This window comes from Arthrobacter globiformis (assembly GCF_003261175.1).
Classification (GTDB): Bacteria; Actinomycetota; Actinomycetes; order Actinomycetales; family Micrococcaceae; genus Arthrobacter; species Arthrobacter globiformis_A.
Genome location: NZ_QLNP01000063.1, coordinates 79,460 through 105,354, shown reverse-complemented (window position 1 = coordinate 105,354; position 25,895 = coordinate 79,460). Strand labels below are relative to the sequence as shown.

The following is a 25,895-nucleotide window of genomic DNA, read 5'->3' as shown; positions in this document are numbered from 1 at the left end:
GGCCTCCTGAGCTGGAGCTGGTGCCTGCAATTGCCGGCACAACCAAGTGTGGCGTGGCATTGTTGCGCACGCGTTTCCTGCCCGTTAGCACCCGGTTAGTTTCCGGCGCCAAGGCGGTTTCCGCCGCCATCACTGTCCGGACGGCTATTCCGCGTAGGCCTTTGAGTCAAACCATTGACCGCCGATTCTTCTGGAACAAGACTTTCAGGGGGCAGCAGCCCGCCACCGTCGACCAGGAGGAGCCAGCGATGACCACGCAGGAAACCGAGGCAGAAGCGGCCTACCGCGCCGGCAGGGAGTGGTTCAAGAGCGCGGTGGTCTACCAGATCTATCCGCGCAGCTTCGCTGACTCGGACGGCGACGGCGTCGGCGACCTCCGCGGGATCATCGGCAAGCTGGACTACCTGCAAAAGCTGGGGGTCGACGTCGTCTGGCTTTCACCCGTGTACCGCTCACCGCAGGATGACAACGGCTACGACATCAGCGACTACCGCGACATTGATCCCGTGTTCGGCGACCTGGAAACCCTCGACGAACTGCTGGACGGCCTGCACTCGCGGGACATGAAGCTGGTGATGGACCTGGTGGTGAACCACACCTCGGACGAGCATCCGTGGTTCGCTGAGTCCCGCTCCAGCAAGGACAACCCCAAGCGGGACTGGTACTGGTGGCGGCCGCCGCGCGAGGGCGCCGGGCCGGGTGCACCTGCTCCTGGAATGCCGGGTGCAGAACCCAACAACTGGGGCTCTGCCTTCTCCGGGCCCGCCTGGGAGTACGACGCGGAGACGGGGGAGTACTACCTGCACCTGTTCTCCCGGAAGCAGCCGGACCTCAACTGGGAAAACCCGGAGGTGCGGGCCGCCGTGTACGACATGATGAACTGGTGGCTGGACCGCGGCGTGGACGGCTTCCGGATGGACGTCATCAACTTCATCTCAAAACAGCAGTCGCTGCCGGACGGCCCGCAGGCCGAAGGCATGCTCTACGGCGACGGCGGCCCGCACTTCATCTGTGGCCCGCGCATCCACGAGTTCCTGCAGGAGATGCACCGGGAAGTCTTCGCGGGGCGGGACAAGGACCTGCTCACCGTGGGCGAGATGCCGGGCGTCACCGTCGAGGACGCCGCCCTCTTCACCGATCCCGGCCGCGGGGAGGTGGACATGGTGTTCCAGTTCGAGCACGTGGCCCTCGACCAGGAGGGCGGCAACAAGTGGCGGCCCAAGAAGCTGCTGCTCACCGACCTCAAGAAGTCCCTGGGCCGCTGGCAGGAAGGGCTCGCGGAGCGCGGCTGGAACAGCCTCTACTGGGGCAACCACGACCAGGCCCGCGCCGTCTCCCGGTTCGGCGACGACGGCCAGTACCGCGAGCTGTCGGCGAAGATGCTGGCCGCCGTCCTGCACCTGCACCGCGGCACGCCGTACGTCTACCAGGGCGAGGAACTGGGCATGACCAACATGGCGTTCGGCGCCATCAGCGACTACCGCGATATTGAAGTCCTCAACCACCACCGCGAAGCCACCACACACCTGGGCCACACCGACGCGGAGGTCCTCGCCGCTCTGGCGCCGCTGAACCGGGACAACGCCCGGACACCCGTGCAGTGGGACGCCAGCCGGCACGGCGGCTTCACCACCGGGGCGCCCTGGATTGCAGTGAACCCCAACGCGAACACCATCAACGCCGCCGCCCAGGTTGACGACCCCGACTCCGTCTTCAGCTTCTACCGCAAGGTGATCGCGTTCCGGCACGCGGACCCTGTCGTGGCGTACGGGGATTTCAGCATGCTGCTGCCCGACGACGAACACGTCTACGCGTTCAAGCGCTCGCTTCCGGAAGCGGAACTGCTGGTGCTGGCCAACTTTTCGGGGACCGTCCGGACGGCCGGGCTCGACGACGGCTGGTTTGGCAGCGGCGGCTTGGACGGCCAGGGAACGGCCGAGCTGGTGCTGGGGAACTATCCGCCGGACGCCGGCGAAGCGCCGGCGTCGGGACCACAACAGTTGGACCTGCGCCCGTGGGAGGTGAAGGTGTTCCGCCGGGACCTCCAGAGCCCCTAGGGCGCCAGGCGGTCACCGGGCCGGTGGACCCGGAACCAGCGGTAGCCGTACCGTCCCAGCTCAACGGTGAACCCGCCGTCGGCCTCCAACGGGACGTCCCCGCCGTCGAACAGATCCAGCAGGATGGCGTCCCTGAAAGCCCGCGCCGAACTGTCCCCGGATCCGACGTTCGCGGCGACCTTGACCGGCGCCTCGCCGAAGTTGTGCAGCAGCACCACGGTGGCCTCCGCCGAGCTGCAGCGGTGGGCAAAAACGGCCGGCTCCGGCTGCTCAAGGACGGCGAACTCGCCCCATCCCAGCTCCGGTGATTCGCGGTACCGCTGGATGAGCGTTGCCATGAAGTTCCACAGCGACTCAGGGTCCCGTTTGGCGCTGGCGGCGTTCACCTTTTCCGGGCCGTACTCACCGCGGGCCAGCGGGACCACCAGCTCGGACGCCTTCGCGCTGGAGAAGCCGCCGTTCTTCTCGCCGTTCCACTGCATGGGCGTGCGGACGGCGGCGCGGCCCTTCTGCCGCAGGTCCTCGCCCATGCCGATCTCCTCGCCGTAGAAGAGCACCGGCGTGCCCGGCAGGGAGAACATCAGGGAGTAGACCATGCGGATCCGGTCGGCGTCGCCGTCCAACATCGGCGGCAGCCTGCGCCGCAGCCCCCGGCCGTAGAGCTGCATGTTCTTGTCCGGTCCGAAGGCGGCGAAGACCTCCTCCCGCTCGCCGTCGCTGAGCTTGTCCAGGGTTAGCTCGTCATGATTGCGCACGAACATCGCCCAGTGGTTGTCCGGATGCAGCTGCGGTCGCGTCTTCAGCGTCTCGGCCAGCGGGCGGGCGTCCTGCCTGGCGAGCGACAGGTAGATGTGCTGCATGGACATGAAGTCGAACTGCATGTTCAGCTCGTTGCCTTCGGCACCGCCGAAATACTCCAGCTGGTCCTTGTACGGCAGGTTCACCTCGCCCAGCAGCACGGCGCCGCCGTTGCGCCGGTTGACGAAGCTGCGCAGGGCGCTGAGGTAGTCATGCGGGTCGATGGTGGCTGCCTCGTCCTTGGGTGCCCCGCGGGTCTCCAGGAAAAACGGCACCGCATCGAGCCGGAAACCGTCGAGCCCGAGCTCCAGCCAGAGGCCCATGGCCTTGGCGATCTCGTTGCGGACCTTGGGGTTGGTCACGTTAAGGTCCGGCTGGTGCTCCATGAACATGTGCAGGTACCACTCGCCGGTGGCATCGTCCTGGGTCCAGATGGAGGTCTGCTCGCCCGGAAACACCACTTCCGAGGACGTGTCCGGCGGCGGATCGCCCCGCCAGACGTAGTAGTCCCGGTACGGGTTGTCCACAGATTTTCGAGCCTCTACGAACCAGGGGTGCTGGTTGGAGGTGTGGTTGACCACGAAATCCGCGATCACCCGGATGCCGCGGTCCTTCGCGGTGCGGATGAACTCCACAAAGTCGCCCAGCGTGCCCAGCCGGCGGTCTACGTCGAAGAAGTCCGTGACGTCGTAACCGTCGTCCCGGTCCGGGGACGGATAAAACGGCATCAGCCAGATGCAGTTCACCCCCAGCGCCGCCAGGTAGTCCACCCGCTGGGTCAGGCCGCTGAAATCGCCGGTGCCGTCACCGTCGTGGTCAAAGAAGGTTTCCACATCCAGGCAGTAGACGACGGCGGTTTTCCACCACAGGTCCGATGTCTCCGCGATGTTCATGCCACCGGCACCTTCCGCAGCTGCGGCAGGACACTGTCCGCGAAGGCGTCGATGAACGGGGCCTGGTCCTGTCCCACGAAGTGAAGGTACAGCTCGTCGAAGCCGAGGTCCAGGTACTCGCCCAGCCACTGCACATGGCGGTCCAGACTGGCGGAGACGTTCACCGATTTCCGGACCTGGGCCTCCCCGACGTCGGAGCTGACGCCGTCGAAGTGCGCCGCCGTCGGCAGGTCCCACGGGATGGGCGGGGCGAAGACGTTCGAACGCCACTGGTCCAGGGCAATGGCGACGGCGTCCTCCTCCCGGGAAGCCCAGGACAGGTGGATCTGCAGCACGGCCTTCCCCTTGCCGCCCCCGGACCGGTACGCTCCCAGCATTTCGGTGAGCTTTTCGGCCGGCTGGTTCACCGTTACCAAGCCGTCAGCCCAGCCGGCGGCCCGGCGGGCCGTTTCAACGCTGATGGCCGGTGCGATCAGGGGCGGCGGTGGCGAAGGCACATCCCAGATCCGCGCCTGTTCCACCGTGACGAGGCCGTGGTGGGTCACTTCCTCGCCGGCGTGCAGCCGGCGGATGACGTCCACGCACTCCTCCAGCCGTTGCTGGCGGGTCTCCTTCAGCGGCCAGGGGTCGCCGGTGACGTGCTCGTTCATGTTCTCGCCGCTGCCCGGAGCCATCCAGAACCTCCCCGGAAACATGGACGCCAGCGTGGCCGAGGCGTGGGCGATGATGGCGGGGTGGTACCGCTGCCCCGGAGCAGTGACCACGCCGAAGCGCAGGTTGGTGCTGGCCAAGGCAGCCCCGAGCCAGGACCACGCGAAGCCCGAGTGCCCCTGCCGCGCGGACCACGGTTCGATGTGGTCCGAGCACATTGCAGCGTCGAAGCCCGCCTCCTCAGCACGTTGCACGTCCTTCAGGAGCTGGCCGGGGCTGATCTGTTCGTGCGATGCGTGGAAACCGATAGCTGCCATCGTTAATGTCTACCGGCGAGGGGGGGCCATGTCGAGGGGCCGGCCTGGTGCGGGCGCGCCGGGGATGGGGGTGGCGTCCGGGCGGGTGCCGGGCAAGAATGGGGCCTATGCAGCTGCCGGTCATGCCCCCTGTCGCCCCCATGCTGGCCAAATCGGTCGGCGCCATCCCCGAAGGCCGCCTGAGCTACGAGCCGAAGTGGGACGGATTCCGCTCCATCATCTTCCGCGACGGCGATGACGTGGAGATCGGCAGCCGCAACGAGAAGCCGATGACGCGCTACTTCCCTGAACTTGTGGAGGCGCTGAAGGCCAACCTGCCGCCCAAGTGCGTGCTCGACGGCGAGATTGTCCTGGTGGGCTCCTCCGGGGACCGGCTGGACTTCGACGCCCTGCAGCAGCGGATCCATCCCGCCGCCAGCAGGGTCAAGATGCTGTCCGAGCAGACGCCGGCGAAGTTCGTGGCCTTCGATCTGCTGGCCCTCGGCGACGAGGACTTCAGCGGCCGTCCCTTCGCGGAGCGGCGTGCGGCCCTGGAACAGGCCTTCGCCTCCGCCAGCGCCCCGGTCCACCTGACCGCCGCCACGCAGGACCCGGAGTTGGCCGGTAAGTGGTTCCACCAGTTCGAGGGCGCCGGCCTGGACGGGATCATTGCCAAGCCGCTGGACGGGCCCTACCAGCCGGACAAGCGCGTCATGTTCAAGATCAAGCACGAACGGACCGCCGACTGCGTCCTGGCAGGCTACCGCGTGCACAAGAGCGGGCCCGGCACGATCGGCTCGCTGTTGCTGGGCCTGTACAGGCCCGACGGCGAACTCGCCAGCGTGGGCGTTGTGGGAGCCTTTCCCATGAAGCGGCGCAAGGAACTTTTCGAGGAACTCCAGCCCCTGGTCACCAGCTTCGACGAGCATCCCTGGGCCTGGGCCAAGCAGGAGGACGGCACCCGGACACCCCGCAACGCGGAGGGCAGCCGCTGGAGCGCGGGCAAGGACCTGTCCTTCACGCCGCTGCGGCCGGAACGGGTGCTGGAAGTGAAATACGACCACATGGAGGGTGAGCGGTTCCGCCACACCGCCCAGTTCGTGCGCTGGCGGCCGGACCGGGACCCGGAGTCCTGCACCTATGAACAGCTCGAGGAGCCGGTGAAGTTCGACCTCGCCGAAGTGCTTGCCACCTGAAAACAGGGGGGCCGCCGTCGCGACCTTCTTTAAAACCAAAATGGCCTGAAATCGCGGCGACCCGCCGGTCGTGACCCGGTCTGGGGAGCAAACGGGGTCACGACGGCGGGACGCACGTTAGGTAGGCGGCCTGAGTAGGGCTACTTAAGGCCGAGCTCCTTGGTGGGAACCTTGAAGGTCTCCTTGGCCGTCAGGGCCGAGATCGCGGCGACGCCGCAGATGACCGCGGTGAAGATGCTGATCTGCACCCAGCCGCCGGGCTTGATGCCGCCCATGGCCGCGACGATGGCCGGCGCGAACCCGGCCATCAGGAAGCCGAGTTGCGTGCCGATGGCCAGGCCGGAGAAACGCACCCTGGTGCTGAACATCTCGGCGTAGAAGGACGGCCAGACGGCGTTCGAGGCTGCGTAGCCGCAGGAGAAGAAGCCGATGGCGGCGAGGAACATCAGCGGGACGCTGCCGGATTCGAGGCTCAGCAGGAACACGGGGGTCAGGACGGCGCTGACCACTGCGCCGTAGATGAACACCGGCTTCCGGCCGATCCTGTCGGCCAGCTTGCCGAACAGCGGCTGGGTGCCCAGGGCCACCAGGTTTGCGCCGACCACGAGCCACAGGGTGGTGGTGCCGTCCACGCCGGCAACGGTCTTGGCGTAGCTGATGGCGAGGGTGCCGAACACGGTGGAGACGGCGGCGATGAAGGCGCAGCAGATGACCCGGAGGACGTCGCGCCAGTGGGACTTCAGCAGGTCGGCCACGGGCAGCTTGGCGATTTGGGCGGTCTTCTGGGCTTCCTCGAAGGCGGGCGGCTCGTGCAGCGTGCGGCGGATGAAGAACGCCACGATCACCACCACGGCGCTGAGCCAGAACGGGATGCGCCAGCCGATGCCGTATTTGATCTCGTCAGGCAGCGCGAGGACCGGGATGAAGACGAGGGCGGCGAGGATCTGGCCGCCCTGGGTGCCGGTCAGGGTCCACGAGGTGAAGAAGGAGCGCTGGTTGTCCGGAGCGTGCTCCAGGGTCATGGAGGATGCGCCGGCCTGTTCACCGGCGGCCGAGAGGCCCTGGCAGAGGCGGGCCAGCACCAGCAGCGCAGGCGCCCACCAGCCAACGGTGTTGAAGTCCGGCAGGCAGCCGATCAGGAAGGTGGAGGCACCCATGAGGACCAGGGTGAACATGAGGACCTTGCGCCGGCCCACCCGGTCACCGAAGTGGCCCAGGATGACGGCGCCGACGGGACGTGCGATGTACGCAAAGCCGAAGGTCGCAAAGGACATGACGGCTGCATTGGCGTCCGCGTTCGGGAAAAACACGTGGGGGAAGATCAGCGCGGCTGCCGAGCCGAAGATAAAGAAGTCGTAATACTCGACGGCGCTGCCGAGGAAGCTGGCAAGGGCTGCCTTCTTCGGTGTCCCGGCCTGGGCAGCGTTGCCCGCCGTAGGGGACTGGGTGGTGTGGCTCATGGGTGTTCCTTCAGGGGGACGACGTTGTCGCGGGACAGATCAGGGGTCGCGGCCGCCGTCCCGGTTGGGGAAGGGGCGGCAGGAGGTTCTTGGAAAGACCCGGACTCAGTAGCCACATGGTGGGAGCTACTTGTGCGATACAGCAATGATGGCTGTGAGGGCAGTCACCTGTCAAGAAACTTACTCACGATCTAGAAACAGCTCTCACATTGTGGCAGCATCAAGATATGAGTGTGAAGGAAGCCACAGGCGAAGACGCCTCCTCGGGGCGCCCCGTCGCTGCCGCAGATACCCCCGCCGAAGAAGCAAGAACCGCCAAAGGAGAATCCCGCACCGACATGGTGGGCAAGGCTCTGGGCCTGCTGGTCCTGCTGGGGGATGAGCCCCGCGGCGCCAGCGCGGCCGAGATTTCCCGCCGCGCGGACCTTCCCTTCAGTACCACCTACCGGCTGCTTGGCTCGCTCACCCGCGACGGTTTTGTGGACTACGAGCCGGACGGCCGCCGCTACCACCTCGGCCTGCGCATCTTCCAGCTCGGCCAGCGCGTCTCCAATCATCACGGCTTTGCCGGCACGGCGCTGCCCATCCTGCGCCGGGTGACTGAAGAGACGGGAGAGGCCACCATCCTGTCCGTCCGGGACGGCATCCACCACCTGACCGTGAACAAGGTGGACGGCCCGCAGACGTTCCGCGTGACCAGCGACCCCGGCTTTCTCGGCGCGCTCCACACCACCTCCGTCGGCAAGGCGCTCGTCGCCTTCGCTGAGGACGAGGACCGCGAACAGTTGCTCGAGGAACTCCCGTTGGAGCCGCTGACTGCCCTGTCCATCACCGACCGGGATGCCTTCCGCGCCGAGATCGAGAAGGTTCGGCGGCAGGGGTACGCGGTCATGGATGAGGAGAACGAGTTGGGCATGCGCGCCGTGGCGGTCCCCGTCTTCAACTCCCAGGGCGTCGCGTTTGCGTCCCTGGCCACCGCCGTTCCGGTGTTCCGGCTCAGCATGGAGGCGCTGGTGGCGCTGGTTCCCCTCCTGCAGGCGGCCGCCGTCGAGCTTTCTGCCCGGCTGCCGCAGCGCTAAGACGCGCGAGAAACAGATGCGCGGGAACCAATTGTTCGCATGTAGAACGGAAGTGCATCATATGAACTTCTGTTGTATTGTTATCCGTATCACCCGGCCAGCACGGGGCGCTGCAGGCGCCCGAGCCGGCCGAGTGCCGTTGTCAAAGGAGCCGCACGCATGAGCAATCGAACCGAGTCCTATCTGATAGGACTTGTCGGGGACGGCGTGATGCCGTCGCTCTCGCCCCATATGCACGAGCGTGAAGGTGACGTCCAGGGCGTCCGTTACCTCTACCGGCCAATCGACCTGCATGAGCTTGACCTGCCGGCCACCGCCGTTGGCGATCTGCTGCAAAGTGCGTACCGGATGGGCTTCAACGGGCTGAACATCACCCACCCGTGCAAGCAGCTGGTCCTCGAGCGCCTGGACGAGATCGCCCCCGATGCCGAACGCCTAGGCGCCGTCAATACCGTGGTGATCCAGGACGGACGGTTCATCGGCCACAACACCGACTTCTCCGGCTTTGCCGCCGCCCTTGCCTCCGGACTTCCGGACGCCAAGCTTGACCGCGTGGTGCAGCTGGGAGCGGGCGGCGCCGGATCCGCCGTCGCCTACGCCCTGCTCACCGCCGGCGTGCAGACGCTGGAGCTCGTGGACATGGATCCGGCGCGCTGCGCGGAACGTGCCGCCGAACTGGCCGGCTTCTTCCCGGACCGCACCGTCACGGCACGCGCGACGGCGGAGCTGCCGCAGCTGATGCCCGCCGCCGACGGACTGGTGCACTGCACCCCCGTGGGCATGGCCGCCCACCCGGGCACCCCGCTGGACATGGCGCTCGTGGAGCCCCGGCACTGGGTGGCGGACATCGTCTACCGCCCGATCGACACCGAGCTGGTCCGCGAATCGCGCGCCAAGGGCTGCCAGGTGCTGGACGGCGGACGCATGGCCGTGGGCCAGGCCGCCGACGCCTTCCGCATCTTCACCGGGCTCGAGCCCGACGCCGAACGGATGCGCGCCCACTTCCTCGAGCTCATCGCGGCCGAAGAGATGGCCGTCTGATGCGCACCGGAATCGCCACCGTCTGCCTCTCCGGGACGCTGAAGGAAAAGATGCAGGCCTGCGCCATCGCGGGCTTCGACGGCATCGAAATTTTCGAGCAGGACCTGGTCACCTCAGCACTCAGCCCCGAGGACGTCCGCAAGATGGCCGCGGACCTGGGCCTCACGCTGGACCTCTACCAGCCGTTCCGCGACTTCGACAGCGTGACCGAGGACCTGCTCGCCGCCAACCTCCGCCGGGCCGAGGCCAAGTTCCGGCTCATGTCCCGGCTGGGCATGGACACCATCCTGGTCTGCACCAACGTCGCCACCGCCACGATCGACGACGACGACCTCCGCGCCGCTCAGCTCGCCGCCCTGGCGGGCCTTGCCGGCGAGCACGGCGTCAAGGTCGCCTACGAGGCCCTCGCCTGGGGCAAGTACGTCAACGACTACGAGCACGCCCACCGCCTCGTGGAAATGGTGGATCATCCCCACCTCGGCACCTGCCTGGACTCCTTCCACATCTTGTCCCGGGACTGGGACACCGCGCCGATCGAGGACATCAACGCGGACAAGATCTTCTTCGTGCAGGTGGCCGACGCCCCCAAGCTCTCCATGGACGTGCTCTCGTGGAGCCGGCACTACCGCGTCTTCCCGGGGGAGGGCCAGTTCGAGCTCGCCAAGTTCATGGGCCACGTGGTCCGCGCCGGCTATACCGGCCCGGTGTCCCTTGAGGTCTTCAACGACGTCTTCCGCCAGTCCGACGTCGAACGCACCGCCGTGGACGCGATGCGTTCGCTGATCTGGCTGGAGGAGCAGAGCGCCAAGTGGCTGGACACTGCCCTTCTTGGCGCCACCGGTTCCGCCGGCACGCAGGCGGCATCGCGCCGTCGTTATCCCATGGAACTGGCCACCCTGCCGCAGGTGGCGGAGCCTGCCGGCTTCAACTTCGCCGAGGTGAAGGCCGCGGACACCGGGGTGCTGGAAGAGGTGCTCGGCCAGCTTGGCTTCGAGTTCAACGGCCGCCACCGCACCAAGGATGTCCAGCTCTGGTCCATGGGCCACGCCCGGGTGATCATCAACGAACAGGCTCCCGCGGCCGCCGAACCCGCCATTGCCGCCCTGGGGTTCGACGTCGACTCCCCGGTGATTGCCTCCGCCCGCGCCCAGCAGCTCAAGGCCCCCGTGGTTCCCCGGAAGAGCCAGGCCAACGAGGAAGTGTTCCAGGGCTTCGCCGCCCCCGACTCCACCGAGATCTTCCTGTGCCAGGGCAACCCGGACGGGACGGCCGCCTGGACTGCTGAATTTGGGCAGGGGCTGGAGGTTCCGTCCGGTGCCCGGACCGCGGTGATCGACCACGTGAACCTGGCCCAGCCGTGGCAGCACTTCGACGAGGCTGTCCTTTTCTACACGAGCGCGCTGGCGCTGGAGCCGCAGCCGTACGCAGAGGTCGCCAGCCCCAGCGGCCTGGTCCGCTCGCAGGTCATGCAGACCTCAGACCGGGACGTGCGCCTGGTGCTGAACCTGGCCCCGGTCATCCAGCAGGACGGCGCCGACGCGGGAACCGCACCGCGGAAGACCTACCAGGAGCACATCGCCTTCGCGGTGGAGGACCTGGTGGCAACAGCCCGCGCCGCCCGCGACCGGGGACTGGCCTTCCTGCAGATCCCGGAGAACTACTACGAGGATCTGGACGCCCGCTTCGACCTCGAGCCCGGTTTCCTGGACACGCTCCGGGACCTCAACCTGCTGTACGACCGTGACGCCGATGGCGAGTTCCTGCACTTCTACACCGCCACGGTGGGCAGCGTGTTCTTCGAAATGGTGGAACGCCGCGGCAGCTATGACGGCTACGGTGCGCCCAACGCGCCGGTGCGCCACGCCGTCCAGTACGACCACCTGCACCAACCGACCAAGTAGCCACCCACCGCCCAAACCACAAAAGATTTGCCCAACCACAGATTGAAAGGAGGCTGCTGTGCCTGAAGACGTGAATCTCGCAACGTACAACGCCGACGCGCTGACCGAGGACCTGTCGGACGCAGTACCCGCAACCCCGGCCGCCGGGACGGCCGTTCCGGCTGAAGCGCCGCGGGTGGAAACCCAGCAGGATCTCACCGAGGAGATCAAGGCCATCGGAGACGCCTACGCCCGGGCGCTGAAGGACGGTGCGGCGCCGGAAACCCAGCCGCGCCTGGACTTCGCGCCGTACCGCAGCAGCCTCCTGCGCCACCCCACCAAGAGCCTGCACCACGCTGACCCGGAAACCATCGAGCTGTACTCCCCGGCGTTCGGCCACCAGGACGTCCACGCCCTGGAATCGGACCTGACCATCCAGCACAACGGCGAACCGCAGGGCGAACGCATCATCGTCGCCGGCCGCGTGCTCGACGGCGACGGCAGGCCGGTAGCCGGCCAGCTGGTGGAGATCTGGCAGGCAAACTCCTCCGGCCGCTACATCCACAAGCGCGACCAGCACCCCGCACCGCTGGACCCCAACTTCACCGGTGTGGGCCGCTGCATCACCGGCCCGGACGGCTCCTACCGCTTCACCACCATCAAGCCGGGCGCCTACCCGTGGAAGAACCACCTGAACGCCTGGCGTCCAGCGCACATCCACTTCTCGCTGTTCGGCCAGGAGTTCACGCAGCGGATCGTCACCCAGATGTACTTCCCGGGCGACCAGCTCTTCCCGCTGGACCCGATCTACCAGTCGATCGTGGACCAGGATGCCCGCGACCGGCTCGTGGCCACCTACGACCACGACCTGACCGAGCCCGAATGGGCGCTGGGCTACAACTGGGACATCGTCCTGACGGGCTCCAAGCGGACCTGGACCGAGAACGAGGCGCTGGGCGCGGAAGGCGACGACCATGAGTAACTCCACCAAGCTAGTTCCCACCCCGGGCCAGACCGTGGGCCCGTTCTACGGCTACGCCCTGCCCTACAACAAGGACCGCGAGCTGCTGGCGCCCGGTTCCCCGGGCTCCATCCGCCTGCAGGGCACCGTCTACGACGGCGCCGGGCACACGATCCCGGACGCCATCCTCGAAATCTGGCAGCCGGATACCGAGGGCAACATCGTCCACCGGACCGGCTCGCTGGTCCGTGACGGCTACACCTTCACCGGCTTCGGCCGGAGCGCCGTGGGCAACAGCGGCATCTACACCTTCACCACGGTGAACCCCGGCCCCACCGAACCGGGCGCCGCGGCATTCATCTCCGTCGCCATCTTTGCGCGCGGCCTGATGAACCGCCTCTTCACCCGCGTTTACCTGCCGGAGAACGAGGAAGCGCTGGCGAAGGACCCGCTGCTGTCCTCACTGGACCCCGAGCGCCGCAAGACGCTGATCGCACGCCGCGACGCCGACGGCGGCCTCACCTGGGACATCCGCCTGCAGGGTGAAGGCGAAACCGTCTTCCTCGACTTCGAGGGAACCGGAACCGGGGGCGCCGCAAAGTGACCGGGTTTCAGGCAGCGGGCGCCGGCGGCGGCCTTCACGGCGATGCCGGGCTCCACGGTGATGCGGGACTGAACGGCGACTTCGGCCTGCTCAGTCCTGTGTCGGCGTCGCCCCTGGTGGCGGCGCTGACCGGTGACCGGGCCGTCCTCGCGGCAATTCTCGCCGTCGAGGCCGGCTGGGCCGCCGTGCTGGAGCAGCATGATCTCGCTCCCGCCGGTTCCGCTGCCGTGGTGGCCCACGCCGCCGATCCCTCCCGGTACGGTCTTGCCGATATTTCCCGGCGGGCGCAGGGCGGCGGAAATCCGGTCATCCCGCTGCTGGCCGACCTCAGGGTCCAGGTCAAGGCGCTGGACACTGCCGGCGTCGGTGCTGCGAAGGCCGTGCACACCTCGCTGACCAGCCAGGACGTGCTGGACACGGCCCTGATGCTGGTGGCCCGCAACACCGTCGAAGCGCTGCTCGCGGACGTGAAAGGCACGACGGCGGCCCTCGCCCGTTTGGCCCAGCGGCATGCGGACACGCTGTGCGTGGGCAGGAGCCTGACCCAGCACTCGCTGCCGTTTACGTTCGGGCTTCGGGCGGCGCAGTGGTTCCATGGGCTGGCGGCCGCGGCTCGCCGGCTCGAGGGACTGGAGCTGCCGGTGCAGTTCGGCGGCGCGGCGGGCACGCTGGCCGCGGGCACCGTGTTGACTTCAAATGCAGGGCTGACGTCCGGTTCCGCCACGGATCCCTTTGCACTCTCCGATGCGCTGGCCACCCAGCTGGGCCTGGCCGCCGCGCCGGCACCGTGGCACACCAACCGGCTGGCCGTGACGTCGCTGGGTGACGCCGTGGCCTCCGTAGTTGACGCGCTCGGCAAGATCGCCGCGGATGTCCTGTTCCTGAGCCGTCCCGAGGTAGCCGAAGTGGCCGAACCGCGCGCCCCCGGCCGTGGAGTTTCCTCGGCGATGCCGCAGAAGCAGAACCCCGTGCTGTCCGTGCTGGTCCGCAGTGCCGCCCTCCAGGCCCCCGCCCTGGCTGCGCAGCTGCACCTTGCCGCGGCAACTTTCAACGACGAACGCCCCGACGGAGCATGGCACAGCGAATGGCCGGCCCTGCGCCAGCTGCTCGCGCTGGCCCTCGGCGCCTGCGGCCACATCCGTGAACTCGCGGAGGGGCTGCAGGTCTTCCCCGACGGCATGCGGAAAAACCTGGACCTGTCCGGTCCGCTGCTGCTCAGCGAGGGCGTCTCCGCCGCGGTGGCGCCGCTCCTTCCCGCCGGGGAAGCCGGAATGGACGGGAAGCAGCAGCTGCAGGCCGTCGTCGACAAGACGCTGCAGGCGCCGGTAGCCGAACAGGCCGCCACCTATTGCCGGCTGCTGCGTGAGGCCGTCCCCGCGGATACGCTTTCCGACGCCCAGCTGGAGGAGCTGCTCAATCCCGCCAGCTACCTCGGACAGGCAGCCGGGATCTCGCGTCGGATCGTGGCGGCTTTTCCGGATTTTGCGCTTACTTCAACCGAACCAGACGGAAACGGAGATTCCCGTGGCTAAACCAGCAGTCAAGGCAGTGCTGCTTTCCCCCCAGCGCACGCTGGGGGACAAACCGCTCCTGATCGTCGGGCCCTCGCTCGGCACCTCCTCGGTGCTGTGGGCGCAGGTCGGCTCGCTCCTGGGCAACGATCTCGACGTCATCGCCTGGGACCTGCCCGGCCACGGCGTCTCTCCCGCCGCCGCCGAAACGTTCAGCGTCGCCGACCTGGCGGACGCCGTCGTCGAACTCGTGGATTCGATCGCCCCCGGCGAGAAATTCCACTACGCCGGCGTTTCCCTGGGTGGGGCCACCGGCCTGCAGCTGGGCATCAAGCACGCCGACCGGCTGAAGAGCCTCTCCGTGCAGTGCTCCGGCGCCAAGCTTGGCACCCCCGAGGGCTGGCTGGAACGCGCCGAGACCGTCCGCAGCCAAGGCACTCCCGTGATGATCCAGGGCTCCGCCGAACGCTGGTTCGCGCCCGGGTTCATGGACCGCGAACCGGAACTCAGCAGCCGGCTCCTGCACTCCCTGCGCGACGCCGACCGCTTCAGCTACGCCTTCTGCTGCGAGGCCCTGGCCGCCTTCGATGTGCGTAACCAGCTCGGCAGCATCACTGTCCCGACGCAGGTGGTGGCGGGTGCGCTGGACGGCGTCGCCCCGCCGTCGGTCGCCGAAGAGGTGGCCGCCGGAATCACCGCGGGTGGAGGCACCGCCTCCGCAGCCACGCTGGAAGGCGTGGCGCACCTGGCGCCCGCCGAGGCGCCGGCCCACGTGGCCGAGCTGATGCGGAGCCTGATTTCCTGGACTGAATCCCGGGGAGCTGCCAAGTGAGCGGCGCTGAAGTTACCGGCAGCCAGCGCAACGGGGTGGTTCAGCCGGACGCCACCAGCCAGGAGATTTACGACGGCGGCATGGTGGTCCGGCGCGAAGTGCTCGGCGACGCGCACGTGGACCGGGCGAACGCCAAAAAGGATGCCTTCACCGAGGACTTCCAGGACATGATCACCCGCATCGCGTGGGGCGGCATCTGGACCCGTCCGGGCCTGCCGCGCCAGATGCGCTCCGCCGTCACCATCACCGCGATGGTGGCGCACGGACACTGGGAAGAACTGGCCATGCACATCCGCGCGGCCATCACCAACGGGCTGAGCAGGGACGAGATCAAAGAGATCCTGCTGCAGACCGCCATCTACTGCGGAGTTCCTTCCGCCAACACCGCCTTCAAGACCGCCCAGCAGGTCTTCAAAGAAATGGACAGCACGCCATGAACCAGGCCTTCATCTACGACGCCGTGAGGACGCCCTTCGGCAAGTTCGGCTCCGGCCTCGCCGCCGTCCGCCCGGACGACCTCGCCGCCCACGTGATCCGCGAATCCGTGAAGCGCGCCCCGCAGCTCGACGTCGAGCGCATCGACGAGGTGGTCTTCGGCAACGCCAACGGCGCCGGCGAGGAGAACCGCAACATCGCCCGGATGGGAACGCTGTTGGCTGGCCTTCCGGTCTCGATCCCGGGCACGACTGTGAACCGGCTGTGCGGTTCGTCGCTGGACGCGGCGATCATCGCCTCCCGCCAGGTCAACGCTGGCGACGCCGAGGTCATGCTGATCGGCGGCGCCGAATCCATGAGCCGCGCCCCCTGGGTGCTGCCCAAGACCGAGAAGCCCTACCCGGCCGGGGACATGACCCTGGCGTCCACCACGCTGGGCTGGCGCCTGGTGAACAAGGCCATGCCCAAGGAGTGGACCATCTCCCTGGGCGAGGCGACCGAACGGCTCCGCGAGAAGTACGGGGTGACCCGCGAACAGCAGGACGAATTCTCCGCCAACTCCCACAACCTGGCCGCGGCCGCCTGGGACGAGGGTTTCTACGACAACCTCGTGGCTCCGGTTCCGGGCACCGAGCTGGTCCGGGACGAGGGCATCCGCGCCGGCTCCTCGGCCGAAAAGCTGGCCGGGCTCAAGACCGTGTTCCGCACCGAGGACGGCACCGTCACGGCCGGCAACGCCTCCCCGCTGTCAGATGGCGCGTCCGCGGCGTGGGTCGGGTCCGAGAACGCGTCCTCGATCCTGGGCCTGGAGCCGCTGGCCCGGATCGCCGGGCGCGGTGCGCACGGCAACGACCCGCAGTACTTCGGCTTCGCCCCCGTGGAGGCGGCAAACAAGGCCCTTGCGAAGGCGGGCATCGGCTGGGACCAGGTGGGCGCCGTCGAACTTAACGAAGCGTTCGCCGCGCAGTCCCTGGCCTGCATCAACGCCTGGGGCATCGACCCCGCAATCGTGAACCGGCACGGCGGCGCGATCGCGATGGGCCACCCGCTCGGCGCATCCGGCACCCGCATCCTGGGCACCCTCGCCCGGTCCCTCCAGGTGTCCGGAGAGCGCTGGGGTGTCGCGGCGATCTGCATCGGCGTGGGCCAGGGCCTCGCTGTGGTGCTTGAAAACGTAACTGCTTCCTCCCCTGCAAACGGAAAGGCGTAGGCGAATGCTGAGCTTTGTAGATTCGGTCCAGGAGGCTGTGGCCGGCGTCAAGGACGGGTCCACGGTGATGATCGGCGGGTTCGGCAATGCCGGGCAGCCGTTCGAACTGATTGACGCGCTGCTCGAGTGCGGCGCCACGGACCTGACCGTGGTGAACAACAACGCCGGCCAGGGCGACCAGGGCCTGGCGCTGCTGATCAAGGAAGGCCGGGTCCGCAAGATGATCTGTTCCTTCCCGCGGCAGTCCGACTCCTGGCACTTCGACGCGAAGTACAAGGCCGGGCAGATCGAGCTGGAGCTGGTGCCGCAGGGCAACCTGGCCGAACGCATCCGCGCCGCCGGCGCCGGCATCGGCGGGTTTTTCACCCCCACCGGGTACGGCACCATGCTGGCCGAGGGCAAGGAAACCCGCATCATCGACGGCCGTGGGCAGGTGTTCGAGACCCCCATCCACGCCGACGTCGCCCTGATCAAGGCGCTGAAGGCCGACGGCGTCGGTAACCTGGTCTACCGCAAGACTGCCCGGAACTTCGGGCCGATCATGGCCGCCGCCGCCAAGCACACCATCGTGCAGGTGTCCGAAATCGTGCCCACGGGTGCGCTGGATCCGGAGAACATCGTGACGCCCGGCATTTACGTCACCAGCATTGTCCGTATTGATTCCAGCGGTGCTGCCGCCGCCGGCGCGGACCTGAAAGGACAGGTGGCCTGAGATGAGCCTTGTAGAGACGAGCATCCAGACGTCCGAAACGCCGCTGGGCCGCGACGACCTCGCCCGCATGGTGGCGCGGGACATCGCGCCGGGATCCTTCGTGAACCTGGGCATCGGCCAGCCCACCCTGGTGTCGAACTACCTCAAGCCCGAGCAGAACATCACCCTCCACACCGAGAACGGCATGCTCGGCATGGGCCCGGTGGCAACCGGCGACCAGATCGACGGTGACCTCATCAACGCCGGCAAGATCCCCGTCACCGAACTCCCCGGCGCGTCCTACTTCCACCACGCCGACTCCTTCGCGATCATGCGCGGCGGGCACCTGGACATCTGCGTCCTCGGCGCGTTCCAGGTTTCCGCCACCGGCGACCTCGCCAACTGGCACACCGGGGCACCGGACGCCATCCCCGCCGTCGGCGGCGCGATGGACCTGGCCACCGGAGCCAAGGACGTCTTCGTGATGATGACTCTCCTGACCCGCGAAGGTGCCTCCAAGATCGTGGAGGCCTGCACCTACCCGCTCACCGGCGTGGGCTGCGTGACCCGCGTCTACACCGACAAGGCTGTCTTCCTCACCGGCCCCGACGGCGTCCGCGTCCGCGAAACCTTCGGCTGCACCCTCGAAGACCTCCAGAAACTCGTCCCCGTCCCCCTCACGGCCGCCCCCGCCGTCGAGCACTAACGCTTTCCCCCTCCCAGCGCGAACTGGCAGCAAATGACCGCAAACCCGGGTTTTGAGGGCATCAGCTGCCAGTTCGCGTGAGTGGTGGCGGGGCCGGAAGTGTCCGTTCGCGCCGATTAGGATTGGTAACCATGACCGACGCAGCAGCAGCGACCACGCCTCGGGCGGGCCGCCAGCCGAAAGACGGCGCGACACCGGCGGCGAGCGACCAGTATGTGCAGTCGCTCGCGCGCGGGCTCGCGGTGATCCGCGCGTTCGACACCGAGCATGCCGACATGACGCTCACCGAGGTGGCTGCCCGCACGGATCTCACGCGCGCCACGGCCCGGCGATTCCTGCACACGCTGGTGGAGCTCGGCTACGTTCGGACCGACGGCAAGACTTTCGCGCTTACGGCCCAGGTGCTGCAGCTCGGCTACGCCTACCTTTCAGGCCTCTCCCTGCCGCAGCTGGCCCAGCCGCACCTGGAGGAGCTGTCCCTGAAGCTGGGAGAGTCGACGTCGGCGGCGGTGCTGGACGGAACGGACATCGCCTACATCGCCAGGGTCACCACGCGCCGGATCATGACCATCGGCATCACCGTGGGCACCAGGTTTCCCGCCTATGCGACGTCGATGGGCAGGGTGCTGCTCGCGGGGCTCCCGCCGGAGCAGCTGAAGGATTACCTGGCCGCGGCGGAGATCAAGCCGCTCACTCCACGCGCGATTGGCACGGTGAAGGACCTGCTTGCCGTCCTGGACAAGGTCCGGGCTCAGGGCTGGTGCCTCTTGGACCAGGAGCTCGAACTGGGGCTGATGTCCGTGGCCGCGCCTGTTTATCACGGTCCGAAGGTGGTGGCCGCCGTCAACGTCTCGCTGCAGGCACAGTCTGTGGCCGCCAAACCGGACCGCGAGGCCTACCTCGAGTCCGTGCGGAAGGAAATCGTGGCCACGGCAGAGCGAATTTCGTCGGACTTCTCCAGCGGGCGATAGGTCCGGCAACCAGTGCGGACTTTTCCGCATACTTCTAAGCGGCCCGCCACCCTCCCGCCACGCGCCCTTGGGCCATAGACTCTAGCCAACTACGTGCAGCAGCGCCGCTCCGTGAATACCGCCCCGGGCGGGACCCCCAGAGCAGGAGCCGCTGCACCCGTTGGAAGGACGTGGCGGGTGAAGCTGGGCATAGCGCGGGAGCGCCGGGAAGGCGAACGGCGGGTCGCTGCGACGCCGGAAACCGTAAAGCAGCTGGCGGGACTGGGCCTGGAGGTGCTGATCGAGTCCCGTGCGGGCGTCTCTGCCGGGCATGCCGACGACGAATACCGCCATGCCGGCGCCCACATCGTTGACGACCTCGATCCCGCCGGGCTGGACATCCTCGCCCACGTCCGTCCGCTGGAACTTCCGACGGCGACAGCCCTGAAACGCGGCGCCGTCACCGTGGGCCTGGCCTCGCCGTCGTCCGAACTGGCCACCGTCAGGGCGCTGGCCGAAGGCGGAGTCACGTCCTTTGCACTGGAACTCGTGCCGCGCATCTCCCGGGCCCAGTCCATGGACGCCCTGTCCTCGCAGGCCCTCGTGGCGGGCTACCGTTGCGTCCTTGAAGCCGCCATCCGCCTGCCCCGCTTCTTCCCGCTGTACATGACTGCCGCCGGAACCGTCCCGCCCGCACGGGTGCTGGTGCTCGGCGTCGGGGTGGCCGGGCTGCAGGCAATCGGGACGGCGAAGCGGCTCGGCGCACGCGTCTCCGCCAACGACATCCGGCCCTCCTCGGCGGAAGAGGTCACGTCCATGGGCGGCACCTTCATCAAGCTGGACCTGGAGACCGCAGAGGCGGCCGGCGGGTACGCCCGTGAGCTCACCGCCGACCGCGGCGCCCTGCAGCGGCAGCTGCTGGCACCGCACGTCGCCGATGCCGACGTGCTGATCACCACGGCTGCCGTTCCCGGCCGGCACGCCCCGCTCCTGGTGACCCGTGAAATGGTGCAGGGCATGCGCCCCGGGTCGGTCGTCGTCGACCTCGCCGCGGAGTCCGGCGGCAACGTGGAGGGGTCCGTCGCCGGCCGGGACATCCACGTCCCCACGGCCGACGGAAAGGGGACCGTCGCCGTCGTCGGCCTCAAGGACGCGCCGTCGGCCATGCCCACGGACGCCTCCCGGCTCTACGCGAAGAACGTGGCAAACCTGCTGGCGCTGATGACGCGGGACGGGACGGTGGCCCCGGATTTTGACGACGACGTGATCGCAGGTGCATGCCTGACGCACGACGGCGTGGTGCGGCACCCGCCGACGGCAGAGGCTCTCGCGGTGCTCGCCGGGGAGAACGGGACAGCGGACAGCGAACTCGCCGACGAGTTGGCGAATGACCCAGTGAAGGCGTCGGAAAACGAAGGGGTGGTCTGATGGACGGCATCAGCCTGCTGACCATCACCGTCCTTGCGGTGTTTGTCGGCTTCGAAGTGGTGTCGAAGGTTTCCAGCACGCTGCATACGCCCCTGATGTCCGGTGCGAACGCCATCCACGGGATCATCCTGGTGGGTGCCATCATCGTTGCCGGCCAGGCCACGCACCCCTGGGTCCTCGCGGTGGCGCTGCTGGCCGTGGTGCTTGCCACGGCCAACCTGGTGGGTGGCTTCGTGGTAACGGACCGCATGCTGGAGATGTTCCGGGGCCGCAAGCCGGATAAGCCGGCCAAGCCCACACCGGATGAAACTCAGCCTGACACCAAGGAGAATACGGAGGCCACACGTTGACCCTCCTCGACCCCAACGTCACCGCCCTGCTTTACCTCGCGGCCGCCGTCTTCTTCATCCTGGCCCTGAAGGGCCTGAATTCCCCGCGCACCGCCCGCCGCGGCAACCTCATCGGTGCGTTCGGCGCGCTGGTCGCCGTCGTTACCGTCTTTTTCTCGACCCGGCTGGACAACGTCCCCCTGATCCTTGGGGCCATTGTGGTCGGTTCAGGTGTGGCCGCCCCGGTGGCCAGGCGCGTCAAGATGACCCAGATGCCGCAGCTCGTCGCCCTCTTCAACGGCGTGGGCGGCGGCGCCGCCGCCCTCGTGGCGCTGCTGGAACTGCCGCATGCGGAGGACGCCTGGGTGCGCGTCGCCGTCGTCTTCACCCTGCTGGTGGGGGCGGTGTCCTTTGCCGGTTCCGCCGTGACGTTCGCGAAGCTGCAGGAGCTCATGACCACCCGCCCCGTGGTGTTCCCCGGCCTGCCGGTGCTCATGGGCGCGGTGCTGCTCGCAGCGGTGGGCGCGGCTGCCGCCGTCGTGCTTGGGGGTTCGCTGGTCCTGGCCCTCCTGCTCCTGCTGCTCGGCCTGGTGGCAGGCGTGCTGCTGGTGCTGCCGGTGGGCGGCGCCGACGTGCCGATCGTCATCTCGCTGCTCAACGCCTTCACCGGCCTCGCGGTTGCGGCGTCCGGCCTGGTGCTGGGCAACGTGCTCCTGGTGGTGGCCGGCACGCTGGTGGGGGCGTCGGGCACCATCCTCACCCGGGCGATGGCCGCTGCCATGGGCCGCAGCGTGGCCGGCATCCTGTTCGGTGCGTTCCGGGGAGGTTCGACGGCGGGATCCACCGCCGTGAGCGACCGTCCGGTCCGGTCGTCGAGCCCGGAGGACGTGGCGGTGCTGCTGGGCTACGCGCAGCGCGTGATCATCGTCCCCGGCTACGGGCTGGCCGTCGCGCAGGGACAGCACACCGCGGCGGAGCTCGCCCAGGCCCTGGAATCCCGGGGTACCCGCGTGGACTTCGCCATCCATCCCGTGGCGGGACGCATGCCCGGGCACATGAACGTGCTCCTCGCCGAGGCCAATGTGCCCTACGAATCGCTCAAGGAAATGGGCGAGATCAACTCCGAGTTCCGCACCGCCGACGTCGCGCTCGTGGTGGGCGCGAACGACGTCGTGAACCCCGCCGCCAAGACCACCGCCGGCTCGCCGATCTACGGGATGCCGATCCTTGAGGTGGCGGACGCGCGGCAGGTGGTGTTCCTCAAGCGCTCCATGCGCCCCGGGTTCGCGGGGATCGAGAACGATCTCATGTTCGAGCCGCAGACCACGCTGCTGTTCGGCGACGCCAAGGAGTCCCTGATGAAGGTGCTGGGCGCCGTGAAGGCCCTGTAGGCTGCAGCATCCGGGGGGTGTCCCCAACCCTTCCGACACACCCTCGTTACTCAAATGTGACTTTTGGGGCATGAATGCGATAGCCTCGGCCGGTGCCCTGGTTCCGCTCAGGGCATTCCCGGGCAGAATGCCGAGCCCTGCCGCTGACCGGGATCCGTTCGCTATGACCAACAGGCAGGGACGGGGGAACCACCTTTGTACCGGCCTTGCGCGCCAAGGCCTAGGGGTTAAGTCCAGACGCTCCGCCCAACGGCGGGCAGGACCGGGTGACTCCCATCCGAACCCGACAGCTCACCCCGCAGGCATGGGAGAGGCACATCAACCATGTCACGTAAGTTCACCCCGGCGCGCCACCGCGCCACCCCGACGACGTCCATCGCTTTGCAGGGCCTGCAGTATTCCCTCAAGTCCAACGCCGCCTCGGTTGCCAAGCCGGCGGCCGCAGCCGCCGTCGCTTCCGGGCTCCTCTTCGGCGCGGGAGCACCCGCACACGCAGGTGCCTACGCGCCGGAAACGCCTGACGCTGCTGCTGCAGTCCAGTCCGCCGCTGGCCAGGCGCTGGCAGCACCCGCCCAGGCCGTCCCCGCTCCGGCGCAGGCCGCCCCGGCAGTCCCCGCGCCGGCAAGTGGCGGATCTGCTGTTGCCGGCGCGTCGCACACCGTTGTGTCCGGCGACACCCTTGGTGCCATCGCAGCACGCCATGGTGTCAGCCTCGATACACTCCTCGCGGAGAACGGCCTGTCCCTGGCGTCTGTCATTTACCCCGGCGACCAGATCCTCATCCCGGGACCGGGTGCAGTTGCAGCCCCGGCAGTACCTGCGGCTCCCGCCGCTCCGGCAGTTCCCGCGGCTCCGGCACCGGCAGCCCCGGCGCCCTCCGGCATGGGAATCTACAACGCCTCCGCCTCGATTACACCGGCGGCTGCAACCCAGTCAGCCAGTGGCGTGGGCGGAGCCATTGTGGCCTCTGCCCGGGCACAGCTCGGCGCCACCCAGGACTGCACCATCCTGGTGGAGCAGGCACTGCGCTCTGTCGGCAAGTCCGTCGGCGACCTGGCCCCCGCGCAGTTCTACCAGTACGGGACTCCGGTCTCCGCCCCGCAGCCCGGGGACCTGATGATCAGCGCCGGACACGTCGGCGTCTACATCGGCGGCGGCCAGGCCATCAGCAGCGGCATGAATGGCGTCAACGAAACCATCGTGCACCCGGCCTCCTGGCTCACCGGCTCCACCTACGTGCGGGTGAACGCTTAACAGCGGGTGAATGCCTGACGGGCGACAGCCAGGCAGGCGGAACGGAACAACGCAGCGGCGGGTGCATAAGCACCCGCCGCTGCTGTGTTTGCTGGGTTTTGGATCACCCGCGGCCCCGCTGTGGTCTGCACCCGACGGCGAGCAACAAAAGTGACTCACAAGCAACAATTGTTGACTAGAGGATAAGTTGCCCGGTTTACTGAGACCCTGACCGGATGTGAGCTGAGACACGTCACGGCCGAAACTTTGCACGCAACGCCGAGAGTGAGCTCCCGTGGACCTAATAACCATCGCCGAGGTTGAGGCAGCAGCGCAGCGGCTGATGACCGCCTTCGCGGCCACCGACACTGACGACTACTTCGACTGCTTCGCGCCTGACGCGACCTTCGTCTTCCATTCCGAATCGGACCGTTTGGGTTCGCGCGGGGAATACCGCGCCCTGTGGCAGGGCTGGCTCGAGGATGGTTGGCGGGTCGCAGAATGCGCCAGTTCCAATGCGCACATCCGGATCGCCGGCCCATGCGCCGTGTTCAGCCATGATGTCAAAACCGTCATCGACGTGGCTGGCACAAAAGGGACACTTCACGAGAGGGAGACCATCATCTTCACCAGGACGGAGCCTGGCAACCTGCTGGCCATTCACGAGCACCTTTCTCCGGCGCCGGTTAGCCCGAAGGCAACCTCATGACACAAGATTTCAAAGCCCCTGCCGTGACCGAAGTCGAAAAGCACGGCATCGAACCGATTCCTGCCACCGACAGGACCGCTAAACCGCTGGACCTCTTCCGTCTGGTATTTGGCGGCGCAAACACATTTGCCACGGTGGTCCTGGGATCGTTCCCCATCCTCTTCGGGTTGTCCTTCAAGGACGCGCTGCTGGCCACGGTCCTGGGCGTCGTGGTTGGCGGCCTGATACTTTGCCCAATGGCTGTTTTTGGTCCGACCAACGGAATGAACAATGCTGTTTCGTCGTCCGGGCATCTGGGCGTGCACGGCCGGGTTGTGGGATCCTTCTTGTCACTCCTGACGGCGTTCGCGTTCTTCTCCATCTCTGTGTGGAGTTCAGGGGACGCGCTGGTAGGGGGCGCGAACCGCCTGATCGGCCTGCCCCAAAACGCGGTGACGTTAAGCCTCGCCTACGGCGTCTTTGCTGTTCTCATCCTTACTGTGTGCATCTATGGGTTCCGCTTCATGCTCTGGGTCAATAAGGTCGCGGTGGTAGCTGCGTCCCTGCTGTTCCTGCTCGGCATCGTTGCGTTTGCGGGTGCGTTTGACCCGTCCTACGCCGGAACGTTCGGGCAGGGGGCGGACGCCGCCACCAGCGCCCTGTTCTGGCCATCCTTCATAGGATCTGCACTGATCGTCATGTCCAACCCCATCTCCTTTGGCGCGTTCCTAGGTGACTGGTCCCGGTACATTCCGGCTGAGACACCAAAGCGAAAGGTCATGGCTGCTGCCTTCCTCGCCCAGGTGGCCACCCTCGTGCCGTTTGGCTTCGGGCTGGTCACGGCCACCATCATTGCCACTGAGGCGCCAGCGTTCTTCGAGAACTCTGACTATGTGGGCGGGCTTCTGGCGGTTTCCCCCGCGTGGTACTTCCTGCCGGTGTGCCTCATTGCCCTGGTGGGCGGCATGTCCACGGGCACCACGGCGCTTTACGGAACAGGTCTTGACTTCTCCAGCGTCTTTCCCCGGTTCTCGCGCGTCCAGGCCACGTTGTTCATCGGGTTCATCGCCATTGTCTTCATTTATGTGGGCCGCTTCGCCTTTAACATTGTGCAGAGCATCTCCACATTCGCGGTGCTCATCATCACCTGCACCGCTCCGTGGATGATCATGATGATGATTGGGTACGTGACGCGGCGGGGCTGGTACGACGCCGACTCCCTCCAGGTCTTCAACCGCCGCCAGGTCGGCGGCCGGTACTGGTTCAACCGAGGGTGGAACTGGCGTGCGATGGGCGTCTGGATCTTCGCAGCAGTCATGGGAATCATGTTCGTGAACGTTCCGAACCAGTTCGTCGGTGCCCTCGGCAATCTCGCCGCGGGAGTAGACCTGAGCATTCCCATTTCCATTGGCCTGGCTGCGGTGCTTTACCCCGCGGTGCTCTGGCTCTTCCCGGAACCGGCAGACGCGTATGGCCCGGCCGGACCAAGGTTCGTCAGGGCCGCAGCTCCCAAGAACATCCCTATCGTTGACGAGAAGAATGATCTCGAGCCCGTGCTGTCCTAACGGACCCGCC

23 protein-coding genes and 1 riboswitch are annotated in these 25,895 nt (G+C 67.5%); of the genes, 20 read left to right on the top strand and 3 right to left on the bottom strand.

Annotated elements, in window-relative coordinates:
• Positions 1-248: 248 nt before the first annotated feature.
• Complete coding sequence (locus DBZ45_RS06445; RefSeq protein WP_111903108.1) at positions 249-2,057, top strand: glycoside hydrolase family 13 protein; 1,809 nt, start codon at positions 249-251, stop codon at positions 2,055-2,057.
• Here the strand turns inward: DBZ45_RS06445 and DBZ45_RS06440 are convergent.
• Positions 2,054-3,748 (bottom strand): alpha-amylase family protein, encoded by a 1,695-nt coding sequence (locus DBZ45_RS06440; protein WP_111903107.1) that lies wholly within the window; start codon positions 3,746-3,748, stop codon positions 2,054-2,056. The genes DBZ45_RS06445 and DBZ45_RS06440 overlap by 4 nt on opposite strands.
• Complete coding sequence (locus DBZ45_RS06435; RefSeq protein WP_111903106.1) at positions 3,745-4,716, bottom strand: TIGR03885 family FMN-dependent LLM class oxidoreductase; 972 nt, start codon at positions 4,714-4,716, stop codon at positions 3,745-3,747. The genes DBZ45_RS06440 and DBZ45_RS06435 overlap by 4 nt, the downstream gene beginning before the upstream one ends.
• Before the next feature lie 107 nt (positions 4,717-4,823).
• Here DBZ45_RS06435 and DBZ45_RS06430 point away from each other — a divergent pair, with 107 nt between their 5' ends.
• Positions 4,824-5,891, top strand: a complete 1,068-nt coding sequence (locus tag DBZ45_RS06430) for an ATP-dependent DNA ligase (RefSeq protein WP_111903105.1) — start codon at positions 4,824-4,826, stop codon at positions 5,889-5,891.
• A gap of 140 nt (positions 5,892-6,031) precedes the next feature.
• Here the strand turns inward: DBZ45_RS06430 and DBZ45_RS06425 are convergent, their stop codons facing one another.
• Positions 6,032-7,351: an MFS transporter gene (locus DBZ45_RS06425; RefSeq protein WP_111903104.1), complete on the bottom strand. Its 1,320-nt coding sequence runs from the start codon at positions 7,349-7,351 to the stop codon at positions 6,032-6,034.
• 227 nt (positions 7,352-7,578) lie between these two features.
• Here DBZ45_RS06425 and DBZ45_RS06420 point away from each other — a divergent pair, with 227 nt between their 5' ends.
• From DBZ45_RS06420 to DBZ45_RS06335, 18 genes are all read left to right on the top strand, one after another.
• Positions 7,579-8,430 carry an IclR family transcriptional regulator gene (locus tag DBZ45_RS06420; RefSeq protein WP_190243040.1) on the top strand — a complete coding sequence of 284 codons (852 nt, stop codon included), beginning with the start codon at positions 7,579-7,581 and terminating at the stop codon, positions 8,428-8,430.
• A gap of 159 nt (positions 8,431-8,589) precedes the next feature.
• Positions 8,590-9,471 carry a shikimate dehydrogenase gene (locus DBZ45_RS06415; RefSeq protein WP_111903103.1) on the top strand — a complete coding sequence of 294 codons (882 nt, stop codon included), beginning with the start codon at positions 8,590-8,592 and terminating at the stop codon, positions 9,469-9,471.
• The gene (locus DBZ45_RS06410; protein ID WP_111903102.1) at positions 9,471-11,372 is read left to right on the top strand and encodes a bifunctional sugar phosphate isomerase/epimerase/4-hydroxyphenylpyruvate dioxygenase family protein; all 1,902 of its coding nucleotides are present in this window, start codon (positions 9,471-9,473) and stop codon (positions 11,370-11,372) included. Before DBZ45_RS06415 ends, DBZ45_RS06410 begins: the two co-directional genes overlap by 1 nt.
• Before the next feature lie 58 nt (positions 11,373-11,430).
• Entirely contained in the window at positions 11,431-12,333 is a 903-nt protein-coding gene (gene pcaH, locus DBZ45_RS06405; RefSeq protein WP_111903101.1) for a protocatechuate 3,4-dioxygenase subunit beta, read from the top strand.
• Positions 12,326-12,916, top strand: coding sequence for a protocatechuate 3,4-dioxygenase subunit alpha (gene pcaG, locus DBZ45_RS06400; protein WP_111903100.1), 591 nt, complete (start codon positions 12,326-12,328; stop codon positions 12,914-12,916). The genes pcaH and pcaG overlap by 8 nt, the downstream gene beginning before the upstream one ends.
• Positions 12,917-12,984: 68 nt before the next feature.
• On the top strand, positions 12,985-14,448 hold the full coding sequence (locus tag DBZ45_RS06395) for a lyase family protein (RefSeq protein ID WP_111903195.1): 1,464 nt from the start codon (positions 12,985-12,987) through the stop codon (positions 14,446-14,448).
• Positions 14,441-15,259, top strand: coding sequence for an alpha/beta fold hydrolase (locus DBZ45_RS06390; protein WP_111903099.1), 819 nt, complete (start codon positions 14,441-14,443; stop codon positions 15,257-15,259). The genes DBZ45_RS06395 and DBZ45_RS06390 overlap by 8 nt, the downstream gene beginning before the upstream one ends.
• Positions 15,256-15,696, top strand: coding sequence for a 4-carboxymuconolactone decarboxylase (gene pcaC, locus DBZ45_RS06385; protein WP_111903098.1), 441 nt, complete (start codon positions 15,256-15,258; stop codon positions 15,694-15,696). Before DBZ45_RS06390 ends, pcaC begins: the two co-directional genes overlap by 4 nt.
• Positions 15,693-16,904, top strand: coding sequence for a thiolase family protein (locus tag DBZ45_RS06380; RefSeq protein WP_111903097.1), 1,212 nt, complete (start codon positions 15,693-15,695; stop codon positions 16,902-16,904). The genes pcaC and DBZ45_RS06380 overlap by 4 nt, the downstream gene beginning before the upstream one ends.
• A 4-nt stretch (positions 16,905-16,908) precedes the next feature.
• On the top strand, positions 16,909-17,616 hold the full coding sequence (locus DBZ45_RS06375) for a 3-oxoacid CoA-transferase subunit A (protein WP_111903096.1): 708 nt from the start codon (positions 16,909-16,911) through the stop codon (positions 17,614-17,616).
• Position 17,617: 1 nt separating this feature from the next.
• Entirely contained in the window at positions 17,618-18,301 is a 684-nt protein-coding gene (locus DBZ45_RS06370) for a 3-oxoacid CoA-transferase subunit B (RefSeq protein WP_111903095.1), read from the top strand.
• A gap of 131 nt (positions 18,302-18,432) precedes the next feature.
• Positions 18,433-19,272 carry an IclR family transcriptional regulator domain-containing protein gene (locus DBZ45_RS06365; RefSeq protein WP_111903094.1) on the top strand — a complete coding sequence of 280 codons (840 nt, stop codon included), beginning with the start codon at positions 18,433-18,435 and terminating at the stop codon, positions 19,270-19,272.
• A 177-nt stretch (positions 19,273-19,449) separates the two neighbouring features.
• Complete coding sequence (locus tag DBZ45_RS06360) at positions 19,450-20,679, top strand: Re/Si-specific NAD(P)(+) transhydrogenase subunit alpha (protein ID WP_111903093.1); 1,230 nt, start codon at positions 19,450-19,452, stop codon at positions 20,677-20,679.
• The gene (locus DBZ45_RS06355) at positions 20,679-21,029 is read left to right on the top strand and encodes an NAD(P) transhydrogenase subunit alpha (RefSeq protein WP_111903092.1); all 351 of its coding nucleotides are present in this window, start codon (positions 20,679-20,681) and stop codon (positions 21,027-21,029) included. Before DBZ45_RS06360 ends, DBZ45_RS06355 begins: the two co-directional genes overlap by 1 nt.
• A complete protein-coding gene (locus DBZ45_RS06350; RefSeq protein WP_111903091.1) occupies positions 21,026-22,399 on the top strand; it encodes an NAD(P)(+) transhydrogenase (Re/Si-specific) subunit beta in 1,374 nt (457 codons plus the stop codon). The genes DBZ45_RS06355 and DBZ45_RS06350 overlap by 4 nt, the downstream gene beginning before the upstream one ends.
• 149 nt (positions 22,400-22,548) lie before the next feature.
• Positions 22,549-22,719: riboswitch (cyclic di-AMP (ydaO/yuaA leader) on the top strand.
• Between the two features lie 4 nt (positions 22,720-22,723).
• A complete protein-coding gene (locus DBZ45_RS06345) occupies positions 22,724-23,653 on the top strand; it encodes a C40 family peptidase (RefSeq protein WP_111903090.1) in 930 nt (309 codons plus the stop codon).
• Between the two features lie 274 nt (positions 23,654-23,927).
• Positions 23,928-24,341, top strand: a complete 414-nt coding sequence (locus DBZ45_RS06340) for a YybH family protein (RefSeq protein ID WP_111903089.1) — start codon at positions 23,928-23,930, stop codon at positions 24,339-24,341.
• Complete coding sequence (locus DBZ45_RS06335) at positions 24,338-25,885, top strand: purine-cytosine permease family protein (protein ID WP_111903088.1); 1,548 nt, start codon at positions 24,338-24,340, stop codon at positions 25,883-25,885. Before DBZ45_RS06340 ends, DBZ45_RS06335 begins: the two co-directional genes overlap by 4 nt.
• The last annotated feature ends 10 nt before the right edge of the window (positions 25,886-25,895 follow it).

Bases quoted from the DNA above. Each gene is read 5' to 3' on its own strand.
- DBZ45_RS06415 (WP_111903103.1), top strand. From the start codon at position 8,590: ATGAGCAATCGAACCGAGTCCTATCTGATAGGACTTGTCGGGGACGGC.
- DBZ45_RS06375 (WP_111903096.1), top strand. From the start codon at position 16,909: ATGCTGAGCTTTGTAGATTCGGTCCAGGAGGCTGTGGCCGGCGTCAAG.
- pcaG (WP_111903100.1), top strand. From the start codon at position 12,326: ATGAGTAACTCCACCAAGCTAGTTCCCACCCCGGGCCAGACCGTGGGC.
- DBZ45_RS06410 (WP_111903102.1), top strand. From the start codon at position 9,471: ATGCGCACCGGAATCGCCACCGTCTGCCTCTCCGGGACGCTGAAGGAA.
- DBZ45_RS06420 (WP_190243040.1), top strand. From the start codon at position 7,579: ATGAGTGTGAAGGAAGCCACAGGCGAAGACGCCTCCTCGGGGCGCCCC.
- DBZ45_RS06425 (WP_111903104.1), bottom strand. From the start codon at position 7,351: ATGAGCCACACCACCCAGTCCCCTACGGCGGGCAACGCTGCCCAGGCC.
- DBZ45_RS06380 (WP_111903097.1), top strand. From the start codon at position 15,693: ATGAACCAGGCCTTCATCTACGACGCCGTGAGGACGCCCTTCGGCAAG.
- DBZ45_RS06435 (WP_111903106.1), bottom strand. From the start codon at position 4,716: ATGGCAGCTATCGGTTTCCACGCATCGCACGAACAGATCAGCCCCGGC.
- DBZ45_RS06365 (WP_111903094.1), top strand. From the start codon at position 18,433: ATGACCGACGCAGCAGCAGCGACCACGCCTCGGGCGGGCCGCCAGCCG.
- DBZ45_RS06355 (WP_111903092.1), top strand. From the start codon at position 20,679: ATGGACGGCATCAGCCTGCTGACCATCACCGTCCTTGCGGTGTTTGTC.
- DBZ45_RS06430 (WP_111903105.1), top strand. From the start codon at position 4,824: ATGCAGCTGCCGGTCATGCCCCCTGTCGCCCCCATGCTGGCCAAATCG.
- DBZ45_RS06440 (WP_111903107.1), bottom strand. From the start codon at position 3,748: ATGAACATCGCGGAGACATCGGACCTGTGGTGGAAAACCGCCGTCGTC.
- DBZ45_RS06445 (WP_111903108.1), top strand. From the start codon at position 249: ATGACCACGCAGGAAACCGAGGCAGAAGCGGCCTACCGCGCCGGCAGG.
- DBZ45_RS06335 (WP_111903088.1), top strand. From the start codon at position 24,338: ATGACACAAGATTTCAAAGCCCCTGCCGTGACCGAAGTCGAAAAGCAC.
- DBZ45_RS06345 (WP_111903090.1), top strand. From the start codon at position 22,724: ATGTCACGTAAGTTCACCCCGGCGCGCCACCGCGCCACCCCGACGACG.
- DBZ45_RS06370 (WP_111903095.1), top strand. From the start codon at position 17,618: ATGAGCCTTGTAGAGACGAGCATCCAGACGTCCGAAACGCCGCTGGGC.